The following is a 21,887-nucleotide window of genomic DNA, read 5'->3' on the forward strand; positions in this document are numbered from 1 at the left end:
GGAACTCGCCAAACTAATACGCTTGTGGAGATTTTGGGAAAACTGCCAAATAGGTGTGATAATAACCGAGGTCGGATTACAAAGGATTTTTGTATGATGCTATATATATGGCAGGAAGCAAGAAGCTCCGACTTCTACAAGTCGGAGTAGTTCACGCTAAATATTGCAAAGCCCAGTCACAGCTTAAAGAATCATGTATGAGAGCTATAGAACAGATAGATGATAAGATGTATGCAATAGAATTTGAGGATACTTATGATGAAGCACTATGTTACGGAATATCATTTTTCAAAAAAAGATGTATAGTAATGAAAAAATAGCATCATAAAACGACTTGCAAAGGAAGTATTACTTATCTATAATATAATTCAGATATATTTTAGTTATAAAATATTATAGAATGGGAAGATTGGAAGTGTGAAAATGAATATTAATTATGCAGTTCTTAGTAATATGGGAGGGTATACGGTTTTTCGTTATAAAGATTGTGTAATACGATTTAAAGCACCATATTCATTGGAACGGTATACCGAAGTTAAAACGTGGGATAATGGTTATCTTGTTGTTATGGCAAAGTATAGTCACAATGATAAGAGTGAAGAAGAATATATTGATTTAATTCCAATATTAGAGAAGTTGTATATTGTGCCAGAGACGTTTTTAGAACAAATTAAGGAGGTGAGAATTGAACAGTGATTGATATAAAAAAAATAGCTGATGAAGCAGATATGATTGTTAATGGGTATGCTTTTAAAAGATGTGAAGACGGATTTAGAGTTCTTAATCTTAATAAACCGAATAAAGCAAGTGTATTATCTTTAAAAGGAGAAATTTTAGAAACTACAATGGATGATATCGAAATTCAAATAGTTAGAGATTATTATATGAAAAATAAGAAATTTTTGGAGGAAGAATAATGCCTAAATATTATGAATTTAAGGTGTCTGGATACTATTTATATTTCACATCATTTTGTACAGTTGAATGTATGCATGTTCATGCTAGTGATAGAAAACTTACAGAATCTGGTTCGGCAAAATTTTTTGTTAAAGATAATGGAGATACAATAGTTCAAAAAAAGGGTATTCTTACAGACAGGGAAGTAACCAAAATACAGGCTTTTATAAAAGATAATTATAAGGATATGTATATAAAATGGGCTGAGTATAGTGAAAATGGTTATTATGGACAAGAAAACTAACAATATAAAGGAGAAAAGTATGAAAAAGATTGATATCGAAGATTTTTGTAAATTAAAATACCTTTCAGGTATTACATATGCACCGGATGGCAAGTGTGCAGCAGTAGTTGTAACTGATGTTAAAAAAGATGAGAATAAGTATGAAGGCCACATTAATATTGTAAAAGATGGCAAGATAAGTAAACTTACATCAGGAAGTGGCGAGAGTAGCTTCTTTTGGGAAGATAATGAGACAATTATCTTTAGAAGTAACAGAGAGAATAAAAAAGATGAAAAGAATCTTAATTCATATTTTTACAGAATTAAGACAACTGGCGGGGAAGCGGAACTAGCATATACAATTCCGGTTCCTGTTGCAGAGACAGTACATCTTAAGAATGGTAATCTACTTGTGACAGCATCTGTATATCCTGGATATGAAGATCTGTATAAGGGAGATAAAAAGAGAGTAGAAGCATATTTTGCACATACACAGGAAGAAGCAGATTATGAAGTCATCACACAGAATCCATGGTGGTGGAATGGTGGAACATTCATAAGAGGTGAATATACAAGCCTCTATTATTATGATGTTAAGAAAAATAGATTAACATTGCTTACTGATACAGGAATGGGTATATCTAATGTAAAAGTTGATGAAAAAGAGGAATGGGCATATTTTACACAGCTTGATCAAAGTATTGCAAGACCTGAATATTTTGCCGGTGGTGAATTAGTAAGAATTAACCTTAAGACTTTTGAAAAGACAGTTATTAAGAAACTTAATAAAGATTTCAAAATACATGATTACTATCTTGGAGAATCAAAAGCACTTCTTCTAGTAGCAGATGACAAATATGGAATGAATACAGATGCTGATTTTTATACAATGGATTATGATACTCTTGAGATTAAACCATATCTTACATTTGGTCAGGCTTTTGGAAGTTCTGTAGGTTCAGATGTGCGTTATGGTGGTGGAAGACAGACTAAGATAGTTGGAGATACATTCTATTTTGTATCAACACAGTATGACAGTGCCAAACTGTATAAACTTGAAGATGGAATAATTACATGTATTATTGATAAAGAAGGTTCAATTGATAATTTTGATATATATGGTGATAAGATTCTTATGTCTGCATTATGGGATATGAGACCACAGGAACTTTATGATGAGAAGTGTAAAAAAGTAAGTTCATTCAATGATAAAGTGATGCGTGGTAAGTATATAGCAATTCCTGAGATTCTTAATTTTACAACAGCAGGACATGAAGTTCATGGATTTGTATTAAAACCTTACAATTATGAAGAAGGTAAGAAATATCCGGTTATTATAGATATTCATGGTGGACCAAAGACAGTATATGGACCGGTATTCTATCATGAGATGCAATATTGGGCTAATCTTGGATATTTTGTAATATATTGTAATCCTACAGGATCAGATGGACGTGGAGAATATATGGATATTCGTGGTAAATATGGTACAGTTGATTATGATGATATTATGGCATTCTGCGATGAAGCTTTAAGAGCATATCCGGATATGGATGTAGAGAACTTCTTTGAGACAGGAGGTTCTTATGGCGGATTTATGACTAACTGGATCATCGGACATACAGATAGATTTAGAGCATGTGCGAGTCAGCGTTCTATATCTAACTGGCTCTCATTCTATGGAGTGTCAGATATAGGTGTTGAATTTGCAGAGGATCAGAATGATACAACAATATGGCCATCAGTTGATGATATGTGGTGGCACAGTCCATTAAAATATGCTAATAAGTGTAAGACACCGACTTTGTTCATACATTCATTTGAGGATTACAGATGTCCGATAGATCAGGGATATCAGATGTATACAGCACTTGTTGCACATGGTATAGAGAGTAAGATGGTATGTTTTAAAGGTGAGAATCATGACCTTTCAAGAACAGGTAAGCCAAAACATAGAATCAGAAGACTTAAAGAGATTACTGAATGGTTTGAGAATCATAGAGGATAAGAATATACAATAATTTAACACAGATTCTTTCTGAAGTTGAGTATAGTAGAAAAAGCAGGTATGAAAAATATCTGCTTTTTCTATATTACTGAATATTGTAAGTTTTTTTTAGTATACTTCAATAAGCGAAAAGTTGTATATAGGTTCATAACCTTGTTAATGTTATCTAGTAAAAAAGTTCACTTCTAATAAATATTTAAGTAAACAAAATAAGATTAGATAAAAAACTATGCCGATAAATATTAAGGTGATGAATATGAAAAAATATAATATGAAAAAGTATAATATGGATATGAAAAAATATAATAAAGATAATATAAGAACTTCATTATTGGTATATATGCCATATATATTAATATGTATAATATGCCTGATAATAGAGATTATGTATTTGAACTTGTGGGAATATCCTATATATGCAGCACAGCTTATGGATAATGCAAAAATAGAATATTGTGATGCTAATGCAGAAAACATAGATACAGATGCTGATATGAATATTCTGCGAAGTAATCTTGACAAAGACATAGCCAAACTTGCAGATGGTCTGCGAAGTGAAGATGTAGCAAGAACTATTTTTAATGCTTATAATTATATATATTATAATACAGAACCAAAGAGTGATAATAGTATAGCAAAGACTGATTCAGATATCTTATATAATATTTATTATAATAAGATTGGCGATAGTGAAGGATATGCATTATTTTTTAAAAAATTAATGGACTGTTATGGATATGAGTGTCAGATAGAATATGGAACTTCTGAGTCTGGTGATAATGCATGGAATGTAGTAAAAATATCAGGCGAATGGTATTATGTCGACTGCTATGCTGATGATGTGGCAGGTACACCGGAGAATTATTGTCTTGCAGGAAGTGACAGAGTCCAACATGGCAGTTATGGAGATATTACACTTGCAACAGTATCATATTTTGACAGAGAAGTGTCAGATAGTGATGATAATGATGAAGATAATAATATATATAATGAAATAGATAATGTAGACGATTTGGATAGCAACAAATCAAGTAATAATAGTGCAGTTAATAATAAAGATAATCAGAATAGCAATGCTAATAATATATCACAGGATAATAGTTCTTCACAAAATAATGGTGGAAAAGTTGAAGTGATTACACTTGATGGTAACTCAAATAAAGATGGAGAAAGTGAAGAGATGAATGGAGTAGATGACAAACAAAGCGGTAATGTTGATAATATATCAACTATTAATGAAGCAAGTAATCAAAGACCACTAAAGAGAGTATTCTATTATGTATCTTCATTATCAGTGATTGTGTTAAGTTATGTAATAGCAAGATATTATATAAATAAGATGAATATAGAATAACTAAATATATTACTAAAAGAATGTTACTAAAAGAATATTAGTAAAAAATGTTCATACAGAAGTGTAAAATTAAATAAAAAGACATATTATACAAAATGTATGTCAAGTACTTACATTTTGTATAGTATGAGAGATAATACTTACGAAATGTAACAAATATGTTATAAAGTGTATTTACAAAATGAAATTTGTGGTATTATATATATATTACAGCCAATGAAGATTTATGAATTTTTTTTGCAATGAAGGAGGGACTTGATTGTGAGAATTAATGGACTTGATAACATTGACAATACATTACTTACACTGCTTAAGGAGAATGCAAGATATACATATTCTGAACTTGCAGAATATGTTGGTATCTCAAGAGTAGCAGTTAAGAACAGAATTCAGGATATGGAGGAGATTGGTCTTATAAGAGGCTATGAGGTGAAGATTGCACCTAAGAAGGTTGATACTTCGGTTGAATTTATAGTTAATGTAAGCCCAAGACCGGAACATTATGATTATGTTGTTAAAGTTTTGGCAAAAAGTGATATGATACTTAAAGTTCAGGCATCTTCAGGGGATTGTAAGATTATTGCAATTGGTGTTGCCGGTGATATGCAGGCAATGGATGTGTTTTATCGAAAATTGAGAACGATTTTTACGGATGTAAGAGAATTTTCTTTTGATGTAATCACATCAACTTATAAAGACGTAGATGGAGGAATTGATTATGAAAGAAGAGAAGAGATCAGTATTACAGATGCCAGAGGATTTGATAGTAGACATGAATGAGAATCTGCCGGGGGATCTTACAATGGAGGACATACAGACTGTTGTAAAAGGAAAATCATTTAAGGTTATTTTTTACATGAATGAAGCATTACTAAGTACAGACTTTGCAGATATGGATCTGTCAGTAAGATCTTCAAATGCATTAAAAAGAGCAGGCTACCATACAATTGGAGAACTTATTGAGAATATAGAGTCTTTTTCAGAACTTGAGAAGATTAAAAATTGTGGTAAGACAAGTGTATATGAGATAAGTGGAAGATTATTCTTTTATCAGTATTCACAGTTATCTAAAGACAAAAGACAGCAATATCTTATGGATGTATTAAAACTTAATGGAATAATGCCTGAATAAAAATGGAAAAAAATTTTAACCTTGTAATATGTTGTCATATAGTATAAAATATATTTTGAAGTTCAAAGTATAATGCAATTAAAATATTACCTATAATTTACTATATTATAGGTAATATTAATGTATAATATTTTGCAATGAGAATTACTGAAACATAGTTTCAGATATACGGGAGGAGAATAGGTTATGGCAATGATTGAGATTAATAATCTTACTAAGATATATAAGCTTAGTAAGAAACAGATGCAGGCAGCCAAGACTAAGAAGAATATGAAGACAGCTGTTGATAATGTGAGCCTAAGCGCCGAGAATGGCGAGATATTCGGACTTTTAGGACCAAATGGTGCCGGTAAGACAACGACATTAAGATGTATATCAACACTTCTTACACCTACAAGTGGAGATATCAGTGTTGCAGGTTATGATACTGTGAAGAATGCAGAGATGGTAAGAAGCAAGATAGGTTTTCTTACTAATGAGATAAAACTCGATCCACATTTTTCACCAAAGTACCTTTTTAATTTTTTTGGAAGACTTCATGGTGTAGATGATGATGTGATAGATAGTAGAAGACAGGAACTTTTTGATTATTTTGGAATAAGAGAATTCGAAGATAAGAAGATAGAAGAACTCTCAACAGGTATGAAGCAAAAAGCAGCGATAGCAGTAAGCCTTGTACATGATCCACAGATTGTAATATTTGATGAGCCTACATCGGGACTTGATATTATTACAGCACGTTCTGTAACAGATTATCTAAAAAAACTTAAGGAACAGGGAAAGCTTGTCATAATATCAACGCATATAATGTCGGAGGCTGAGAAACTCTGTGACAGAATTGCTGTAATAATTGGTGGACAAAAAGTATGCGAAGGAACATTAAAAGAGATATTACAGAGTACAGATACTAAGGATCTCGAAGATGCATTCTTTGAGTTATATAAGAATAATTCAAAGGAGGATATGTAATAATGAGAGGAATAACAACTATTTTACAAAAAGAATTAAAAAGAGTATTTCAGGATAAAAAACTTGTTATGTCATTGTTCGTACTTCCAGTTGTACTTATCATAGCAATATATGGAATTATGTTTGTAATGGCTAAGAATGCAAGTGATGATGTAGCAGCACATATATCAAAAGTATATATTCAAAACGCACCGGAAGAATTAATGGATGTACTTAGAGATAATAGTTATAATGGTGATGTTACGCAGAATGTAAGAGATGTAACAGAAGTTACGGATGATAGTGAGATTGATAGTATAAAAGAACAGATTCTCACAGGTGATATTGATCTGCTTATAATATTCCCTGATAATTTTAAGGAGAGTGTTGAGAATTATAAAGAAGGTGATATTCCGGAGATAATGACTTATTACAATCCATCAGAAGAATATTCGGCAGCAGCAAGAGAAGAATATGTTGATTACATTCTTGAAAATTACAGAGAAGAACTTCTGGAACAGAGAGTGGGAGATCTTAGTTATATAACAGTATTTACAGTAGATTCTACTAACAATGCTGTTATCCAGGATAATGACAAAGCCTCAGGGAAGATTATAGGAATGATGCTTCCTTATTTTATAACAATAATGCTATTCGCAGGTGCGATGAGTATGGGAGTTGATATGATCACAGGTGAAAAAGAGCGAGGAACAATGGCAACTATGCTATTAACACCAATTAAGAGAAGTGATATTGTTCTTGGTAAGATATTTGCACTTATGATATTCTCACTTTTATCAGCGGCAACATATATAATATCCATGATAGCAGCAATGCCATTAATGGGTAATTCGATGGGAGAAGGAGCAGGTGCAGACCTTCTTAAGAATGTAAGCCTTACTTTAGGTCAGTTTGGAGAACTTGCAATAATACTATTTGGTACAGTTTTCTTATATGTAGCAATTATCTCATTAGTATCAGTTATTGCAAAGACAAGCAAGGAAGCACAGACATATATGTCGCCGGTTTATATTGCAGTTATGTTCATAGGACTTATAACAATGATGCAGACCAAAGATGCGAAGACGATAGAATATGCAATTCCTGTATATAATATCTCAGTAGCACTTAAGAATATATTTACAAGAGATATTACAACATCCCAGTTTGTAATATCAGCAGTCACTACATATGCATATTCAGGTATTCTTGTATACTTTATTACGAGAGCATTTAACAGCGAGAAGACTATGTTTAATGCATAAAATATAGAGTTTTTCTTTTCTTTTACATGTATGAAGTTAGAGTAAAATAAGAATAAACAGATGGAGATAAAAAAGATTGTTATTATTTATACAATTCATGCATCTTTTAGAGAATGTACACAATTTGCTCACAACTATTGGATATAATAATAAAGGATAGTGAAGTTAATCTTTCTATCTCCCCCCTCATATTTTGAAGAGCGAGTCAGCTTCCCCTGGCTCGCTCCTTTTCTTTTATTCTTTTGTTTGAAAATCAAACATCTTGCTCATGGCATTAATCTATGGTATTATAATTAAGAATTATAAGCAGAGATTATGAACAATAATGGAATATTATTTTTCATAAAACATATAATAAAAACTATAAGGAGTGTGCTTGGATATGAGTTCAGAATTTAATCCTGATGATATAGATATAGAAGAACAGTTAGCAAAATCAATAGAACAGATAGTAAATGATGAAGAAGAGAGAGCTTACGGATATGAAGTAAAGAGCAAAGAGCCAAGAGAAGAAAGCCAGTCTCTTAATTCTAATAATACTACTAAGAATATGAATAGTAATAATAGTGGCACGAATGCAAATAATGTACCGTACAATGGCTGCGATAACGAAGATGAATTAAGAAGAAATGCTAAAGAAAATTCAAAAGAACAATCACTAAAAGATGAATTATATAGAAATCCTGGTGATGCAGAATATAATGGTGGAAAGAGAAGTACGAATAACTCAATTAAGAAAAAGAATAATAAGCCTATTATAATTGCATCAGTTATAGTAGCAGTTGCAATTGTGATTATAATAGCAGTATTAGTTATAGATAATAAGAAAAAGGATACTTATACATATCAATACAATAAAGGCGTTGAGAGCCTTGATAAAAAGCTTTATAAGGAAGCAGCGTCATATTTTAAAAAGGCGATGGAATATGATGAAGCTAAGAATAAAGCAGAAGTAAGAATTGACCTTGCAAAAGCATACGAAGGCAATAAAAAATATGGTGATGGAATTAATGTGCTATATACAGTTTTATCTTTTGATGAATACAATGAAGAAGCTATAAGTGGAATCTGCAATCTGTTAAAAGAGAGCAAAGACATAGATGGACTTAATGAATTCATTGATAAATATACAGGTACAGATGGAGAAAAAGGTCTTGCCGGATATATGGTTAGCACACCTAAAGCTTCAGAAGATTCAGGTGATTATACAAAAGAGATTGAGATAGAACTTGCATCTGATGATAATACAGTAATATATTATACAACAGATGGCAGCGAACCTGATGAAAAGAGCGAGAAGTACAAAGAACCTATTGAACTTGGAAAAGGTGAGCATCAGATTAAAGCTATGGCTATAAATGCAGATGGAATTAAGAGTGCAACATCATCATATTCTTATGGAATTAAGATTAATAAACCGGCAGCACCTGCTGTAACACCTAAGAATGGTAACTATACAGAAGTTCAGAAGATAATAGTAAGCGTTCCGGATGGTTCGAAAGCATATTATACACTAGATGGAACAACACCAAATACTGAATCATCAGAATATAAAGAGCCGATTGATATGCCGGAAGGCAATACAGTATTCTCAGTTGTAATTGTTGACAAATATGAACAGATGAGTAATGTTACAAGAATGAATTATACGCTTGCAGTTAAGAGTAAATATGGATTTGATGATGCAGTTAATGTATTAAAAGGCAGATTAAAAGAACTTGGAGTGATGTCATCTGACCGTAAGGATAGTGATGGTAATGCAATGTCTCTTGTATATTATTCTAAGAAGACAATTGATAATAGAGAGATATATCTTATATCAGTAGATATAACTAAGGATGGTCAGACAGAGCGAAAAGAGTATTGGTATGGTGTAGATGCTAACAACTGTGAGACATTTACTGTAACTGGTGATAGCGAGGGCAATTATTCAATTAGTCCTTTATAATCAGCGATAGGATTATTAATATTAATATGTTCACAAGCAAGTAAAATCAACATCTGACATAGTAAAGTTTATATAATTAAGCTGTAAAATAAAAAACAGGTAAAAATTGTTAACGAAAAAACAATGTTTTACTTGTTTTTTATGCTTTAACGTATTATCATTAATACATAACGTATTACTATTAATACATAGAAATTTATTTCACATTAGAATTAGGAGGGCTTTATGTACAAGATTTTAAAAGCAGAAAAATTAGCTGATAAGATTTATCTATTCGAAGTATCTGCACCGAGAATAGCGAAATCATGTGAGCCGGGACAATTTATTATTGCAAAGATGGATGAACAGGGTGAGAGAATTCCTCTTACAATCTGTGATTTTGACAGAGAGAATGGAACTATAACAATTGTGTTCCAGATAGTTGGAGCATCAACAGAGAAGATGTCAACATTAAAAGCCGGTGACAGCTTTAGGGATTTTGTCGGACCTCTTGGAGTTGCATCAGAATTTGTTAATGAAGACGTAGAAGAACTTAAGAATAAGAAGTTTTTATTCGTTGCCGGTGGTGTAGGAACAGCTCCTGTATATCCACAGGTTAAATGGATGAAGGAACATGGAATTGACGTAGATGTAATTATGGGCTCAAAGACAAAGGATCTTCTTATCCTTGAAAAAGAGATGAAAGAAGTTGCTGGTAATCTCTATATAACAACTGATGATGGTAGTTACGAGAGAAAAGGAATGGTAACAGAAGTTATTAATGATCTAGTTGTTAACAAAGGTAACAAATATGATGTATGTGTTGCAATAGGACCTATGATTATGATGAAATTCGTTGCAAAACTTACAAAAGAACTTGGAATCAAGACAATTGTCAGCCTTAACCCTATTATGGTTGATGGAACAGGTATGTGTGGTGCATGCCGAGTAACTGTTGGTGACGAAGTTAAATTTGCATGTGTTGATGGACCAGAATTCGATGGACATCTTGTTAATTTTGATGAAGCAATGAAGAGACAGCAGATGTATAAGACACAGGAAGGCAGAGCTATATTAAAACTTCGTGAAGGCGATACACATCATGGTGGATGTGGACATTGTGGAGGTGACAAATAATGGACGTATTAAAGAAAGTACCAGTTAGAGAACAGAAACCAGAAGTAAGAGCTAAGAATTTTGATGAAGTATGTCTTGGATATAATAAAGAAGAAGCAATGGCAGAAGCTGAGAGATGTATTAATTGTAAGAATGCAAAATGTATAACTGGATGTCCTGTATCAATTAATATTCCAGCATTTATCCATGAAGTAAAAGAAGGTAATATTGAACAGGCTTATAGTATTATCAGTGAATCATCAGCACTTCCAGCTATCTGTGGACGTGTATGCCCACAGGAGAGTCAGTGTGAAGGCAAATGTATAAGAGGTATCAAAGGAGAAGCAATATCAATTGGTAAGCTCGAAAGATTTGTAGCTGATTATGCAAGAGAGAATGATATATCACCAGAGAAACCAGAGTCAACTAATGGTAAAAAAGTAGCAGTAATTGGTTCAGGTCCTGCAGGTCTTACATGTGCAGGAGATCTTGCAAAACTTGGATATGAAGTTACTATATTCGAAGCACTTCACGAAGCAGGCGGTGTTCTTGTATATGGTATTCCAGAATTCCGTTTACCAAAATCAACAGTTGTAAAACATGAGATTGAGAACGTTAAGAAACTCGGTGTTAAGATAGAGACTAACGTAGTAATTGGTAAAGCTACAACTATTGATGAATTAATGGATGAAGAAGGTTTTGATGCAGTATTCGTAGGTTCAGGTGCCGGACTGCCAAAGTTCATGGGTATTCCAGGAGAGAATGCTAATGGAGTATTCTCAGCTAATGAATATCTTACACGTAATAACCTTATGAAAGCCTTCAAAGAAGATTATGATACACCAATTGCAGCCGGAACTAAAGTTGCTGTAGTAGGTGGTGGTAACGTTGCAATGGATGCAGCAAGAACAGCATTAAGACTTGGAGCTGAAGTACATATTGTATATAGAAGAAGTGAAGCAGAACTTCCAGCCAGAGTAGAAGAAGTACATCATGCAAAAGAAGAAGGAATCATCTTTGATCTGCTTACTAATCCAAAAGAGATTCTTGTTGATGATAATGGCTGGGTTAGAGGAATGAAGTGTGTTAAGATGGAACTTGGTGAACCTGATGCATCAGGAAGAAGAAGACCAGTAGAAGTTCCAGGTTCAGAATTTGAACTTGATCTTGATACAGTAATCATGTCACTTGGTACATCACCTAATCCACTTATATCTTCAACTACAAAAGGTCTTGATGTTAATAAGTGGAAATGTATCATTGCAGATGAGAATAATGGTAAGACAACAAAAGAAGGCGTATATGCCGGTGGTGATGCTGTAACAGGTGCAGCAACAGTTATTCTTGCAATGGGTGCAGGTAAAGCAGCAGCTAAAGGTATTCATGAATATTTATCTGCTAAATAAGATGATTTTATATAAAAACTAAATAAGAGAATCTTAATATAAAAATAGAATTTTAATAATTAAAATGGCAGAATGGATTAAGTAATGTATTCTGCCATTTTTCTATAATAAAACATAAAGATAGGACTATTTGATAAGAGTAAGGATATTGTAATATTTGAAATCTATTGTATAGTATATATTGTATTAATCAAATTGTAGTATGTGCACATATATTGTAATAATTGAGCCTTAATATATAGTGGAACTAATACATCGTTTCGTAAATAACTGAATTTTAATTAAATTAAAAGAATGGAGAAAAAATAAGATTATGTATAATAGTAAAAAGCTTCTAAAGGCTGTTATATTCGATATGGATGGACTTTTGTTTGATACAGAGAGTCTGCTTGTAAAATTCTGGCATGAAGCTGGGATGAAGTATGGATATAATATAACACCAGAACATGTAATTAGTATAAGAAGTCTTGCAAGAGTTAAAGCAATACCTGTATTTCAGGAATATTTTGGCTCAGGCTTTGATTATGAAGCAGTAAGAAATGAACGTATACGTCTTATGAATGAGTATATTAATGAATATGGTCTTGTTAAGAAAAAAGGTGTTGATGATATACTTGAATTTTTAAAATCAAATAATGTTAAGATGGCACTTGCGACAGCAACTGATTCTAAGCGAACACCTTTATATCTTAAAAAAGCTGGAATATATGAATATTTTGATGAGATAATATGTGGAGATATGGTTAAGATAGGAAAGCCGGAGCCGGATATATATAGATTAGCTGTCAAAACATTAGGGTTAGAAGCCGATGAGTGCATGGCACTTGAAGATTCACCTAATGGATTAATCTCAGCTAAGAGAGCTGGATGTATACCGGTGATGGTTCCAGATCTGTCAGAACCAGATGAAGAGTTATTATCTAGTATATATGCAAGAGAAGATAGCCTTATAGACGTTATTGGCCTTATAAAAAAAGATTTCATACTATCCTAGTAGGAAAACTATTGACAGCCTTTCTCATTATGTGTATCATATAATTACAACCCGGTAAATAGGACTAAAGCAGGTTTTATGAAAAAATTGGGGAATAATATGAGAAAGGAAAAGCTATATATGATATATATTAGAGTGAGATTATGCTATGACAATATATAGTCATATATGATAGATATCACTTTATAGAATAATATCAGTCAGATAGTAGGATATAGTATGAAGATTTCAACAAAAGGAAGATATGCATTAAGATTAATGCTCGATATGGCACTTAATAATACAGGTAATCCAATTAGAATTAAGGATATAGCCGCAAGACAGAATATATCAGACAAGTATCTTGAGCAGATAGTATCAGTGCTTAATAAAGCAGGTTTTGTTAAGAGTATAAGAGGTCCACAGGGTGGTTACAAACTTACTAAACGACCAGAACAGTATACTGTTGGCATGATCTTAAGACTTACAGAGGGAAGCCTTGCACCGGTATCATGTCTTGATGATGAAGTTAATATGTGTGATAGACAGGAAGAGTGTGTAACACTTATATTATGGCGTAAGTTAGATGATGCTATTAAAAGTGTAATTGATAATGTAACTTTGGCAGATCTTATGGAATGGGATGAACAGCAAAAGGGCAATTATATAATCTAATATATGTTTAAGCTGAGAAATATAAGAATTAGAAAAGTATTAATAAAGAGACAATTTAGAAAATTAATTAAACTTTGAATTTAGTAAAGCAAAGTGGTGAAAAAATATTTGTAAATTTTGCGAGAACTTTACAAAATTACAAATAAATTTTATCTGCAAAATTAAGTTGACAAAAAATAAAAAAGAGATAATAATGTTCCTATCATCAATGCAACACTTTAAAGATGTAACAAGATATACATCATGAGTGATATAGTGCAGACAATTAATACATAAGATGAAGAGGAAAACGAAGCCGTTTATATGCATAGCATATAAGCGGCTTTTGTAATGATTGGATGCAAATGCAAATGATAAGCATAGTAATTGTTATGATGAACTATGCAATTACAAAAGTATGAGTCAAAGGAGGAGCATTATTATGAGAAAAGGAATTATCAGAAATAAAATCTTTAAAAAAGGTTTTGGCTTATTGCTCACAGCAGCAGTTGTATCGGCAACATTCATGGCAGGATGTAGTGGAGGTGGTGCTACGTCAGATAATGGAGCTGTATTATCAGATGAAGCATCCAATGATGCAGTAATAACGTATGCACAGATAGCAACATGGGATACACTATTTCCGTGGTCTAAGAGTAATTATTATTCAATAGGACCAACAGATAAGATATTCGATACTCTTACAGTAAGTAATATCGATGGAACAGTATCACCAAGAGCAGCTGAGAGCTGGGAATTCTCAGAAGATGGATTAACAGTTACAGTTCATCTTAATAAGAATTCAAAATGGCATGATGGTGAACCTGTAACATCAGCAGACTGGCTTTGGACATTTGAGACAATAGGTAATCCTGAAGTTACAACTGCAACATCAAAGTCATATCTTAACATTTTAAGAGGATATGATTCTTCAGGTAATATAGATGCTTCAGAAGAACCTGGTGTAGAAGCACCAGATGATTATACACTTATATTCCATCTGGATAGTCCATCAAGTGAAGTACCATTTTTCGGAACAGCAGGTATGTATTATGCAGTAATGCCAAAACACCTTCTTGAAAATATAGCACCGGCAGACCTTGTATCTAATGAATTCTTTACACATCCTATAGGCTCAGGTCCATGTACTTTTATCAGTGAAGTGTCAGGACAGGAACTTACAATGGGAGCATTTAAAGATTATTATCTTGGAGCACCAAAATTCAGTAAATTAATCTATAGAGTTGTGGCATCAGCCAATCTTACAACTTCAATGATGGCAGGAGAGATAGATGCATGCTATCCTAACATAACTCCAGACGAAGCCAAAGACTTAGAAGGAGTTGATTCAATAACAGTCACCAAGAATACAGATGTAACAGCGCTTATGTTCGTAAGCCTTAATAATGAAAAATATGAACCGGCAATACGTAAGGCAGTAAATTATGCAATTGATAAGCAGATGATAGTAGATCAACTTCTTCTTGGTGAAGGTTCAGTTGCAACATCGACAGCAATTCCGGGGAGCGTGAATGATGTATCCGGTATTAAGTATGAGGGACGTGACGTAGAAAAAGCAAAAGAACTTCTAAAAGAGGCAGGATGGAAAGACGGTGATACAATAAAATGTGCTATTCCAACAGGTATAAGAGAACGAATAGCTACAATAATGCAGCAAAATCTTGAAGAAGTTGGAATTAATCTTGAAGTAATCACAGTTGATGCAGCAACAATGTTCACAGGTATAAAAGATGGAACATACGATATGGCGATAATTACATCTAACTTAAGTCCTAATCCTACAAGTCTCAAATCACTTTATAATTCAGAAGTAGTAACGTTTGGACACATAACAGATCCTTATTATTACAATACAATGGTTGAGATTGAAGGAATACAGGATAAAGCGGCTAGGGAAGCTAAACTTAAAGAATTATATGAAAAAATGGACGAAGATCAGCCATATATACTTCTGTATCATGAATATATATTCAACATAACATCACCAAGGATATCAGGTCCATCAATTGTGGGTTATGATAAAGTATGGACTTGGGAAGTAAAATAGATTTACATAGGAGGTAGCAGATATGGTTAAATATGTTATAAAGAGACTTCTTTTGGCAATTCCAATATTCATTGGCATAACAATATTTGTATTTGTATTGTCCAATATGGCACCTGGAAGTCCTGCTGATATAATTGCTGCCTCCTCTGGTGAGATGTCAGAGGAAGCACTTGAAGAATTAAAAGTGTCAATGGGACTTGATAAGCCAGTTGTAGTGAGATATTTTCTCTGGTTAAACGATCTGTGCAGCGGAGATCTTGGTACATCAACAAGAACTAATCAGCCTGTATCACAGATGATAGGTCAAAGAATAGGACCATCGCTTACACTTACATTAACATCAGTAGTAGTAGCATTGTTGATAAGCATACCACTTGGAGTTATAGCTGCGATAAAGCCCTACTCGTTTTGGGATAATCTTTCATCTGCAATAGCATTTATCGGAACTAGTACTCCTAATTTTTTTATAAGTCTTGTACTTATATATATATTCTCAGTAAAACTTGGAATATTTCCATCACAAGGAATGTATAATTCAGGCGAAATGGCGAATTTCCCATCATTATGCAGACATCTTGTACTACCAGTTATAGTAATGGCGATTCAGATGATGGGTAATTTTATAAAACAGACACGAGGAAGCGTTCTTGAGGTGCTTAATGAAGAATATATTAAGACAGCAAGAGCAAAAGGAATTAAAGAGATTCGGGTGACTATCAAACATGCACTTCGTAATGCACTTATACCAATAGTAACGTCAGTAGGACTTACAGTTCCATTCTTAATAGGCGGTGCAGTAATAACAGAACAGATATTTAGCTGGCCGGGAATAGGAAGTCTTATGATTCAGTCAATCAGCACAAGAGATTACAATGCGATTATGGGAATAACAGTAATGATCTCATTAGCAGTAATATTGGTTAACATATTTCTTGATGTACTTTATTCATATCTTGATCCAAGAATTAGTTACGAATAGATTGATCATAAAAAATAGTCGTAAAGAATTAATTATGAATAGATTGATCATAAAAAATAGTTGTAAAGAATTAATTATGAATAGATTGACCATAAAATAATTAGTTACAAAGAATTGGTTATGAAAAAAATTAATCTTAAAAGATTAGTTACGAAATAGTTAGCTATGAATTGTTAACTATAGAGCGTTGCTGTTATAAGAAAAGAGGTGCTTGTAGATGAAACAAAAAAGAAAAACGGAATTTTTTAAAAAATTCCGAAAACATAAATTAGCGAATGTTGGACTGATAATAATTATTATCGAGATACTTATGGTAACTTTCCTGCCAATAATACTTGGACTTGATCCCTATTCCATAGATAGTACCGGATTCAATCAGGCACCTTGTGCGAAACATATACTTGGTACAGATGATATAGGACGAGATTTATTTGCAAGAGTACTCTATGGTGGACGAGTATCACTGATAGTTGGTATATGTTCAACAATAATAAGTATAATAATTGGTCTTCCACTTGGAATTTTGGCAGGTTATTATAGAGGAATTATAGAAAATATAGTAATGAGACTTGCAGATATATTCATGTCAATTCCAGCGATGGTTCTGATACTTGTTATTGTTGCAGTGTTTGAACCATCAATAATAACAATAATAGTAGTAATTGGAATTACAGGATGGACAGGTGTTGCAAAGCTTATATATGGCAATGTATTATCTGTCAGAAATAAAGAATATGTTGAAGCAGCAAGAGCGATAGGAACAAAAGACAGAGAGATAATTATGAGATATGTTCTTCCTAATTCGATAGCTCCACTTTGGATGTCAGTAGCATTTCGAATATCTCAGGCGATTATGACAGAATCAGGATTAAGTTTTCTTGGTGCAGGAATACAGTCACCACAAGCTTCATGGGGTAATATCATATATGCAGCACAGAATCTGGTAGTACTCACAAAGAGATGGTGGGTGTGGGTTCCGGCAGGTGTACTTCTCATGATAACAATAATATGTATTAATCTTGTTGGTGAAGGAATAAGAGATGCACTAGATCCTAAGATGAAGAGATAGGGGTGAAGAGTATGGCTAGGAATAACAATATTAATTTAGATGAAGTAGGTTACAATACTGATGATAAAACGAAGTTAAAAATAGATAAAAACAACCAGGATATAATTCTTGATGTTAAGAATCTGCAAGTTGATTTTCACGTTGGTAAGAATAAGATGACAGCTATAAAGAATGTGAACTTTCAGGTAGCAAAAGGTAAGACACTTGGAATTGTAGGCGAGAGTGGATGCGGTAAAAGTGTTACAGCTAATTCTATTATGAGACTTTTTCCAAAAACAGTAGGCGAGATTGCTGATGGAAGTATAATCTATGAAGGCAGAGATATAGTTAAGATGACAGATAGTGAGATTAGAGAGATTAGAGGTAATAGAATATCAATGATATTTCAGGATCCTATGACAGCTCTTAATCCGGTATATAAGATAGGCGAGCAGCTTATGGAGATTCTCTTTGCACATCAGAACATATCTAAAAAAGACGCATTTGAACGTTGTGTTAATATGCTTGAAAAGGTAGGTATTCCGGCTGCAAGACAGAGAATGAAAGAGTATCCGCATGAACTCTCTGGAGGAATGAGACAAAGAGTTATGATAGCGATGGCACTACTTACTAATCCAGACATTTTAATAGCAGATGAGCCTACAACAGCACTTGATGTAACAATACAGGCGCAGGTGCTTGAACTTATTGAAGAATTAAAGAAAGAGTATAATACAGCAGTTTTATTCATTACACATGATATGGGAGTAATAGCAGACATAGCAGATTATGTAATGGTAATGTATGCAGGTGAGATAGTCGAATATGATACAACAGAAGGTCTTTTTGAAAAGCCACTTCATCCATATACGTATGGACTTCTAAAGTCAATTCCAAAACTCTATGAAGATATAGATAGATTATATACAATAGAAGGTGTTGTGCCTGCACTAAATGAGATGCCTGATGGTTGTAGATTTAGTACAAGATGTGAATATTGTACTGAAAAGTGTAAAAGAGAAAAACCACCATTAATTAATCTGTCAGGTGAAAAAAAGGTGGCATGTTTTAGATATGTATAATCAAATATAGTATCAGAAAGAGAAATACACCTTATAATCAGAGATTAGAGAATCTATACAAAAAGAAAATGCAGACATTAATTAGATTGTACTTGTGGATATGAAGCAGAGAAAAGTTGTAAAGTAAGTAGGATTTACATTAGGCAGAATTTATGTAATGAAGTTTGGACAATTGGTTGATGTCTGTGAATTGGAGATGAATAATATGGAAAAGAGAGAATTATTATTAGATGTAGTAGATCTTAAGAAATACTATCCGGTTAATAAAACGATCATAAAAGAAAAAAGAAAATATCTAAAAGCAGTTGATGGAATAAATCTTCGTATATACAAAGGAGAGACAGTTGGACTTGTAGGCGAAAGTGGATGTGGCAAATCAACACTTGGAAGGACAATTCTTAAATTGCATCAGTTAACAGATGGTGCAATATGGTATAAAGGCAACCAGATAGAATCGTATGGATTTGAAGATATGAGAGAACTTAGAAAAGATATGCAGATGATATTTCAAGATCCGTTTGCTTCGCTTAATCCAAGAATGACAATATTTGACGCAGTAAAAGCACCACTTGATGTATTTAAAATCGGAACTAATGAGGAGCGTACAGACAGAGTAAAAAAACTTCTTAACTATGTAGGATTAGGAGAGAATCATATCTATAAATATCCACATGAGATGTCTGGTGGTCAGAGACAGAGAGTAGTAATAGCAAGAGCAGTTATATCTAATCCGGAATTCATTGTATGTGATGAACCGGTGTCAGCACTTGATGTATCAGTTCGTTCGCAAGTACTTAATCTTATGAAAGATATGCAGGAGAACATGCAGCTTTCATATCTGTTTATATCACATGATCTTAGTGTAGTACGTTATCTGTGTGACAGAATTGCAGTTATGTATCTTGGAAGAATAGTTGAGATAGCATCAAAAAAAGAACTTTTTGAAAATCCTATTCATCCATATACCAAAGCACTTATATCAGCAATTCCTATACCGGATGTTAAAGTTAAGACAAAGAGGATAATACTAAAAGGTGATGTTCCAAGTCCAATTGATCCACCAACAGGATGTAGATTTCATACAAGATGCCCGTATGCCACTAAAGAGTGTGCCGAAGTTATGCCTGAACTTAAAGAGATTAATTCACAACATCAGGTAGCTTGTATACATGCGATATAGTGACTGTCTTAGCTGAATTGATTGCCAAAATAGATTAGTAAAAATGACAGTTTGGAGGAATAGTGTATATGAGAAAAAGAGTATCAGCAAAACTTTTGCTTGCATTTATGTGTGTATTCTATGTCGGAGCTAATATGGCGCATCCATTTACTCCAACTCTTTTTAAAAATCTTAACCTTCCGGATTATATGTTTGGAGTTGCACTTGCGTGTATGTCGGTTATGGGATTTTTGATTGGCCCTTTCTGGGGAAAAAGCTCTGATGTGATAGGAAGAGTAAAGATTATGTTTATCGGATGTATCGGATATTCAGTCGGTCAGTTTCTGTTCAGTATAGCATATAATATTCCAACAGTTGTAATAGCAAGACTTTTTTCGGGAATATTTTGTAATGCTACGATAATCTGTTCAATGGCATATATGGTTGATAATATAGAGGTTAAATCAAGAAGCAGATTTATGTCATATATGGCAGCATTATCAGCAGTATTTTCAGCAACAGGCTATCTTCTTGGTGGAATTCTTGCAGATATATCAATAAGACTTGCATTTAATGTTCAATGTATAATTTTGCTTACAGCAGGTATGTTGATGTGGCTGTTTATACAGGATAACAGACATGAAGATGTCAATGCTTTTGTAAAGAATGATATATATAAGTATGAGCGTGGTAGTGATAAGAATAGTCTTAAAGATAGTATAAAGAAAGTATTATTGATGTTAAAAGACAACAATCCATTATCAGCAATAAAAAGTTCAAAAAGCATATTAACGTCAGTAATGATAGTGTTCTTAATATCAGTATGTCTTGCTAATTTTGCAACAATATGTTTTGACAATGCTTTTAATTATTATCTGAAAGCGGAATTCAATTTTCCATCGACTTATAATGGAATTATAAAAGCAGTTGTAGGAATAATCGGGCTTATAGCTAATTTTACAATTAATATATGGCTTAGCAGACATACTGAAATTAGAAAGACAATTATATTCGTATTTATATTGGCTTCTATTGCTATATTAATTATAATGCAGCAGACACAGATAAGAACATTTATTATTGCAAGTCTGGTATTTTATCTGGTTAATGCTATTTACCTTCCTATGCAACAGACATTAGTTACAATTAATGCTGATGCAGATAATGCAGGAATGATATCAGGAATGTTCAATTCGATGAGATCTATCGGTCAGTTTACAGGTTCGCTTATGGCGGGATTTGCTTATGGATTTGGAAGCAGGCTGCCATTCATATTTGCAGGAATAGTATTCTTTATGGCGGCAGTTACAGCATTAATTAATTACATACAGAATCAGAGACAAAAACAGGTTCAATTGGAATTATCAAGATAAAGATATATGTAACTTATATAATACATACAATTCGTATGATTATACAGTTCGTGTGATTATGCAGTTCGTGTGATTATGCAGTTCGTGTGATTATATAGTTCGTGTGATTATGCAGTTCGTGTGATTATATAGTTCGTGTGATTATGCAGTTCGTGTGATTATGCAGTTCGTGTGATTATATAGTTCGTGTGATTATGCAGTTCGTGTGATTATAT

At 33.0% G+C, this 21,887-nt stretch carries 21 protein-coding genes; all 21 read left to right on the forward strand.

Annotation, left to right across the window (positions count from 1 at the left end):
• Positions 1-107: 107 nt before the first annotated feature.
• The 21 genes from KQI85_RS08610 (at position 108) to KQI85_RS08710 (ending at position 21,672) form a co-directional block, all read left to right on the forward strand.
• Positions 108-320 carry a hypothetical protein gene (locus KQI85_RS08610; protein WP_216575752.1) on the forward strand — a complete coding sequence of 71 codons (213 nt, stop codon included), beginning with the start codon at positions 108-110 and terminating at the stop codon, positions 318-320.
• A 103-nt stretch (positions 321-423) separates the two neighbouring features.
• Positions 424-696 carry a hypothetical protein gene (locus KQI85_RS08615; RefSeq protein WP_216575686.1) on the forward strand — a complete coding sequence of 91 codons (273 nt, stop codon included), beginning with the start codon at positions 424-426 and terminating at the stop codon, positions 694-696.
• Positions 693-917, forward strand: coding sequence for a hypothetical protein (locus KQI85_RS08620; protein ID WP_371820577.1), 225 nt, complete (start codon positions 693-695; stop codon positions 915-917). Before KQI85_RS08615 ends, KQI85_RS08620 begins: the two co-directional genes overlap by 4 nt.
• Entirely contained in the window at positions 917-1,201 is a 285-nt protein-coding gene (locus KQI85_RS08625; RefSeq protein ID WP_216575687.1) for a DUF4160 domain-containing protein, read from the forward strand. The genes KQI85_RS08620 and KQI85_RS08625 overlap by 1 nt, the downstream gene beginning before the upstream one ends.
• 19 nt (positions 1,202-1,220) lie before the next feature.
• Positions 1,221-3,188, forward strand: coding sequence for a S9 family peptidase (locus KQI85_RS08630; protein WP_216575688.1), 1,968 nt, complete (start codon positions 1,221-1,223; stop codon positions 3,186-3,188).
• A 256-nt stretch (positions 3,189-3,444) separates the two neighbouring features.
• Positions 3,445-4,542: a transglutaminase domain-containing protein gene (locus tag KQI85_RS08635; protein ID WP_216575689.1), complete on the forward strand. Its 1,098-nt coding sequence runs from the start codon at positions 3,445-3,447 to the stop codon at positions 4,540-4,542.
• A gap of 261 nt (positions 4,543-4,803) precedes the next feature.
• A complete protein-coding gene (locus KQI85_RS08640; protein WP_216575690.1) occupies positions 4,804-5,322 on the forward strand; it encodes an Lrp/AsnC family transcriptional regulator in 519 nt (172 codons plus the stop codon).
• Complete coding sequence (locus KQI85_RS08645) at positions 5,261-5,674, forward strand: DNA-directed RNA polymerase subunit alpha C-terminal domain-containing protein (RefSeq protein ID WP_216575691.1); 414 nt, start codon at positions 5,261-5,263, stop codon at positions 5,672-5,674. Before KQI85_RS08640 ends, KQI85_RS08645 begins: the two co-directional genes overlap by 62 nt.
• Positions 5,675-5,860: 186 nt before the next feature.
• On the forward strand, positions 5,861-6,643 hold the full coding sequence (locus tag KQI85_RS08650; RefSeq protein ID WP_371820578.1) for an ABC transporter ATP-binding protein: 783 nt from the start codon (positions 5,861-5,863) through the stop codon (positions 6,641-6,643).
• A 2-nt stretch (positions 6,644-6,645) separates the two neighbouring features.
• Positions 6,646-7,887, forward strand: a complete 1,242-nt coding sequence (locus KQI85_RS08655) for an ABC transporter permease (RefSeq protein ID WP_216575692.1) — start codon at positions 6,646-6,648, stop codon at positions 7,885-7,887.
• A gap of 382 nt (positions 7,888-8,269) precedes the next feature.
• Positions 8,270-9,835 (forward strand): chitobiase/beta-hexosaminidase C-terminal domain-containing protein, encoded by a 1,566-nt coding sequence (locus KQI85_RS08660; protein ID WP_216575693.1) that lies wholly within the window; start codon positions 8,270-8,272, stop codon positions 9,833-9,835.
• Positions 9,836-10,060: 225 nt separating this feature from the next.
• Positions 10,061-10,951 (forward strand): sulfide/dihydroorotate dehydrogenase-like FAD/NAD-binding protein, encoded by an 891-nt coding sequence (locus tag KQI85_RS08665; protein WP_216575694.1) that lies wholly within the window; start codon positions 10,061-10,063, stop codon positions 10,949-10,951.
• The gene (gene gltA / locus KQI85_RS08670; RefSeq protein ID WP_253293806.1) at positions 10,951-12,336 is read left to right on the forward strand and encodes an NADPH-dependent glutamate synthase; all 1,386 of its coding nucleotides are present in this window, start codon (positions 10,951-10,953) and stop codon (positions 12,334-12,336) included. Before KQI85_RS08665 ends, gltA begins: the two co-directional genes overlap by 1 nt.
• Before the next feature lie 313 nt (positions 12,337-12,649).
• Complete coding sequence (locus tag KQI85_RS08675) at positions 12,650-13,330, forward strand: HAD family phosphatase (RefSeq protein WP_216575695.1); 681 nt, start codon at positions 12,650-12,652, stop codon at positions 13,328-13,330.
• 219 nt (positions 13,331-13,549) lie between these two features.
• A complete protein-coding gene (locus KQI85_RS08680; RefSeq protein ID WP_216575696.1) occupies positions 13,550-13,984 on the forward strand; it encodes an Rrf2 family transcriptional regulator in 435 nt (144 codons plus the stop codon).
• 421 nt (positions 13,985-14,405) lie between these two features.
• Entirely contained in the window at positions 14,406-16,031 is a 1,626-nt protein-coding gene (locus tag KQI85_RS08685; protein WP_216575697.1) for an ABC transporter substrate-binding protein, read from the forward strand.
• Between the two features lie 22 nt (positions 16,032-16,053).
• Positions 16,054-17,010, forward strand: a complete 957-nt coding sequence (locus KQI85_RS08690; protein WP_216575698.1) for an ABC transporter permease — start codon at positions 16,054-16,056, stop codon at positions 17,008-17,010.
• A gap of 217 nt (positions 17,011-17,227) precedes the next feature.
• Positions 17,228-18,079: an ABC transporter permease gene (locus tag KQI85_RS08695; RefSeq protein ID WP_216575699.1), complete on the forward strand. Its 852-nt coding sequence runs from the start codon at positions 17,228-17,230 to the stop codon at positions 18,077-18,079.
• 155 nt (positions 18,080-18,234) lie between these two features.
• The gene (locus KQI85_RS08700; RefSeq protein ID WP_253293815.1) at positions 18,235-19,140 is read left to right on the forward strand and encodes an ABC transporter ATP-binding protein; all 906 of its coding nucleotides are present in this window, start codon (positions 18,235-18,237) and stop codon (positions 19,138-19,140) included.
• A gap of 205 nt (positions 19,141-19,345) precedes the next feature.
• Positions 19,346-20,320: an ABC transporter ATP-binding protein gene (locus tag KQI85_RS08705; RefSeq protein ID WP_305854865.1), complete on the forward strand. Its 975-nt coding sequence runs from the start codon at positions 19,346-19,348 to the stop codon at positions 20,318-20,320.
• A gap of 68 nt (positions 20,321-20,388) precedes the next feature.
• The gene (locus KQI85_RS08710; protein WP_216575701.1) at positions 20,389-21,672 is read left to right on the forward strand and encodes an MFS transporter; all 1,284 of its coding nucleotides are present in this window, start codon (positions 20,389-20,391) and stop codon (positions 21,670-21,672) included.
• Positions 21,673-21,887: the final 215 nt, after the last annotated feature.

It is taken from the genome of Falcatimonas sp. MSJ-15 (assembly GCF_018918265.1).
GTDB lineage: Bacteria > Bacillota > Clostridia > Lachnospirales > Lachnospiraceae > Falcatimonas.

What these genes read in the sequence shown, in the direction of transcription:
- KQI85_RS08610 (WP_216575752.1), top strand. Translation starts at nt 108, where the DNA reads ATGGCAGGAAGCAAGAAGCTCCGACTTCTACAAGTCGGAGTAGTTCAC.
- KQI85_RS08615 (WP_216575686.1), top strand. Translation starts at nt 424, where the DNA reads ATGAATATTAATTATGCAGTTCTTAGTAATATGGGAGGGTATACGGTT.
- KQI85_RS08625 (WP_216575687.1), top strand. Translation starts at nt 917, where the DNA reads ATGCCTAAATATTATGAATTTAAGGTGTCTGGATACTATTTATATTTC.
- KQI85_RS08630 (WP_216575688.1), top strand. Translation starts at nt 1,221, where the DNA reads ATGAAAAAGATTGATATCGAAGATTTTTGTAAATTAAAATACCTTTCA.
- KQI85_RS08635 (WP_216575689.1), top strand. Translation starts at nt 3,445, where the DNA reads ATGAAAAAATATAATATGAAAAAGTATAATATGGATATGAAAAAATAT.
- KQI85_RS08645 (WP_216575691.1), top strand. Translation starts at nt 5,261, where the DNA reads ATGAAAGAAGAGAAGAGATCAGTATTACAGATGCCAGAGGATTTGATA.
- KQI85_RS08650 (WP_371820578.1), top strand. Translation starts at nt 5,861, where the DNA reads ATGGCAATGATTGAGATTAATAATCTTACTAAGATATATAAGCTTAGT.
- KQI85_RS08655 (WP_216575692.1), top strand. Translation starts at nt 6,646, where the DNA reads ATGAGAGGAATAACAACTATTTTACAAAAAGAATTAAAAAGAGTATTT.
- KQI85_RS08660 (WP_216575693.1), top strand. Translation starts at nt 8,270, where the DNA reads ATGAGTTCAGAATTTAATCCTGATGATATAGATATAGAAGAACAGTTA.
- KQI85_RS08665 (WP_216575694.1), top strand. Translation starts at nt 10,061, where the DNA reads ATGTACAAGATTTTAAAAGCAGAAAAATTAGCTGATAAGATTTATCTA.
- gltA (WP_253293806.1), top strand. Translation starts at nt 10,951, where the DNA reads ATGGACGTATTAAAGAAAGTACCAGTTAGAGAACAGAAACCAGAAGTA.
- KQI85_RS08675 (WP_216575695.1), top strand. Translation starts at nt 12,650, where the DNA reads ATGTATAATAGTAAAAAGCTTCTAAAGGCTGTTATATTCGATATGGAT.
- KQI85_RS08680 (WP_216575696.1), top strand. Translation starts at nt 13,550, where the DNA reads ATGAAGATTTCAACAAAAGGAAGATATGCATTAAGATTAATGCTCGAT.
- KQI85_RS08685 (WP_216575697.1), top strand. Translation starts at nt 14,406, where the DNA reads ATGAGAAAAGGAATTATCAGAAATAAAATCTTTAAAAAAGGTTTTGGC.
- KQI85_RS08690 (WP_216575698.1), top strand. Translation starts at nt 16,054, where the DNA reads ATGGTTAAATATGTTATAAAGAGACTTCTTTTGGCAATTCCAATATTC.
- KQI85_RS08695 (WP_216575699.1), top strand. Translation starts at nt 17,228, where the DNA reads ATGAAACAAAAAAGAAAAACGGAATTTTTTAAAAAATTCCGAAAACAT.
- KQI85_RS08700 (WP_253293815.1), top strand. Translation starts at nt 18,235, where the DNA reads ATGACAGCTATAAAGAATGTGAACTTTCAGGTAGCAAAAGGTAAGACA.
- KQI85_RS08705 (WP_305854865.1), top strand. Translation starts at nt 19,346, where the DNA reads ATGGAAAAGAGAGAATTATTATTAGATGTAGTAGATCTTAAGAAATAC.
- KQI85_RS08710 (WP_216575701.1), top strand. Translation starts at nt 20,389, where the DNA reads ATGAGAAAAAGAGTATCAGCAAAACTTTTGCTTGCATTTATGTGTGTA.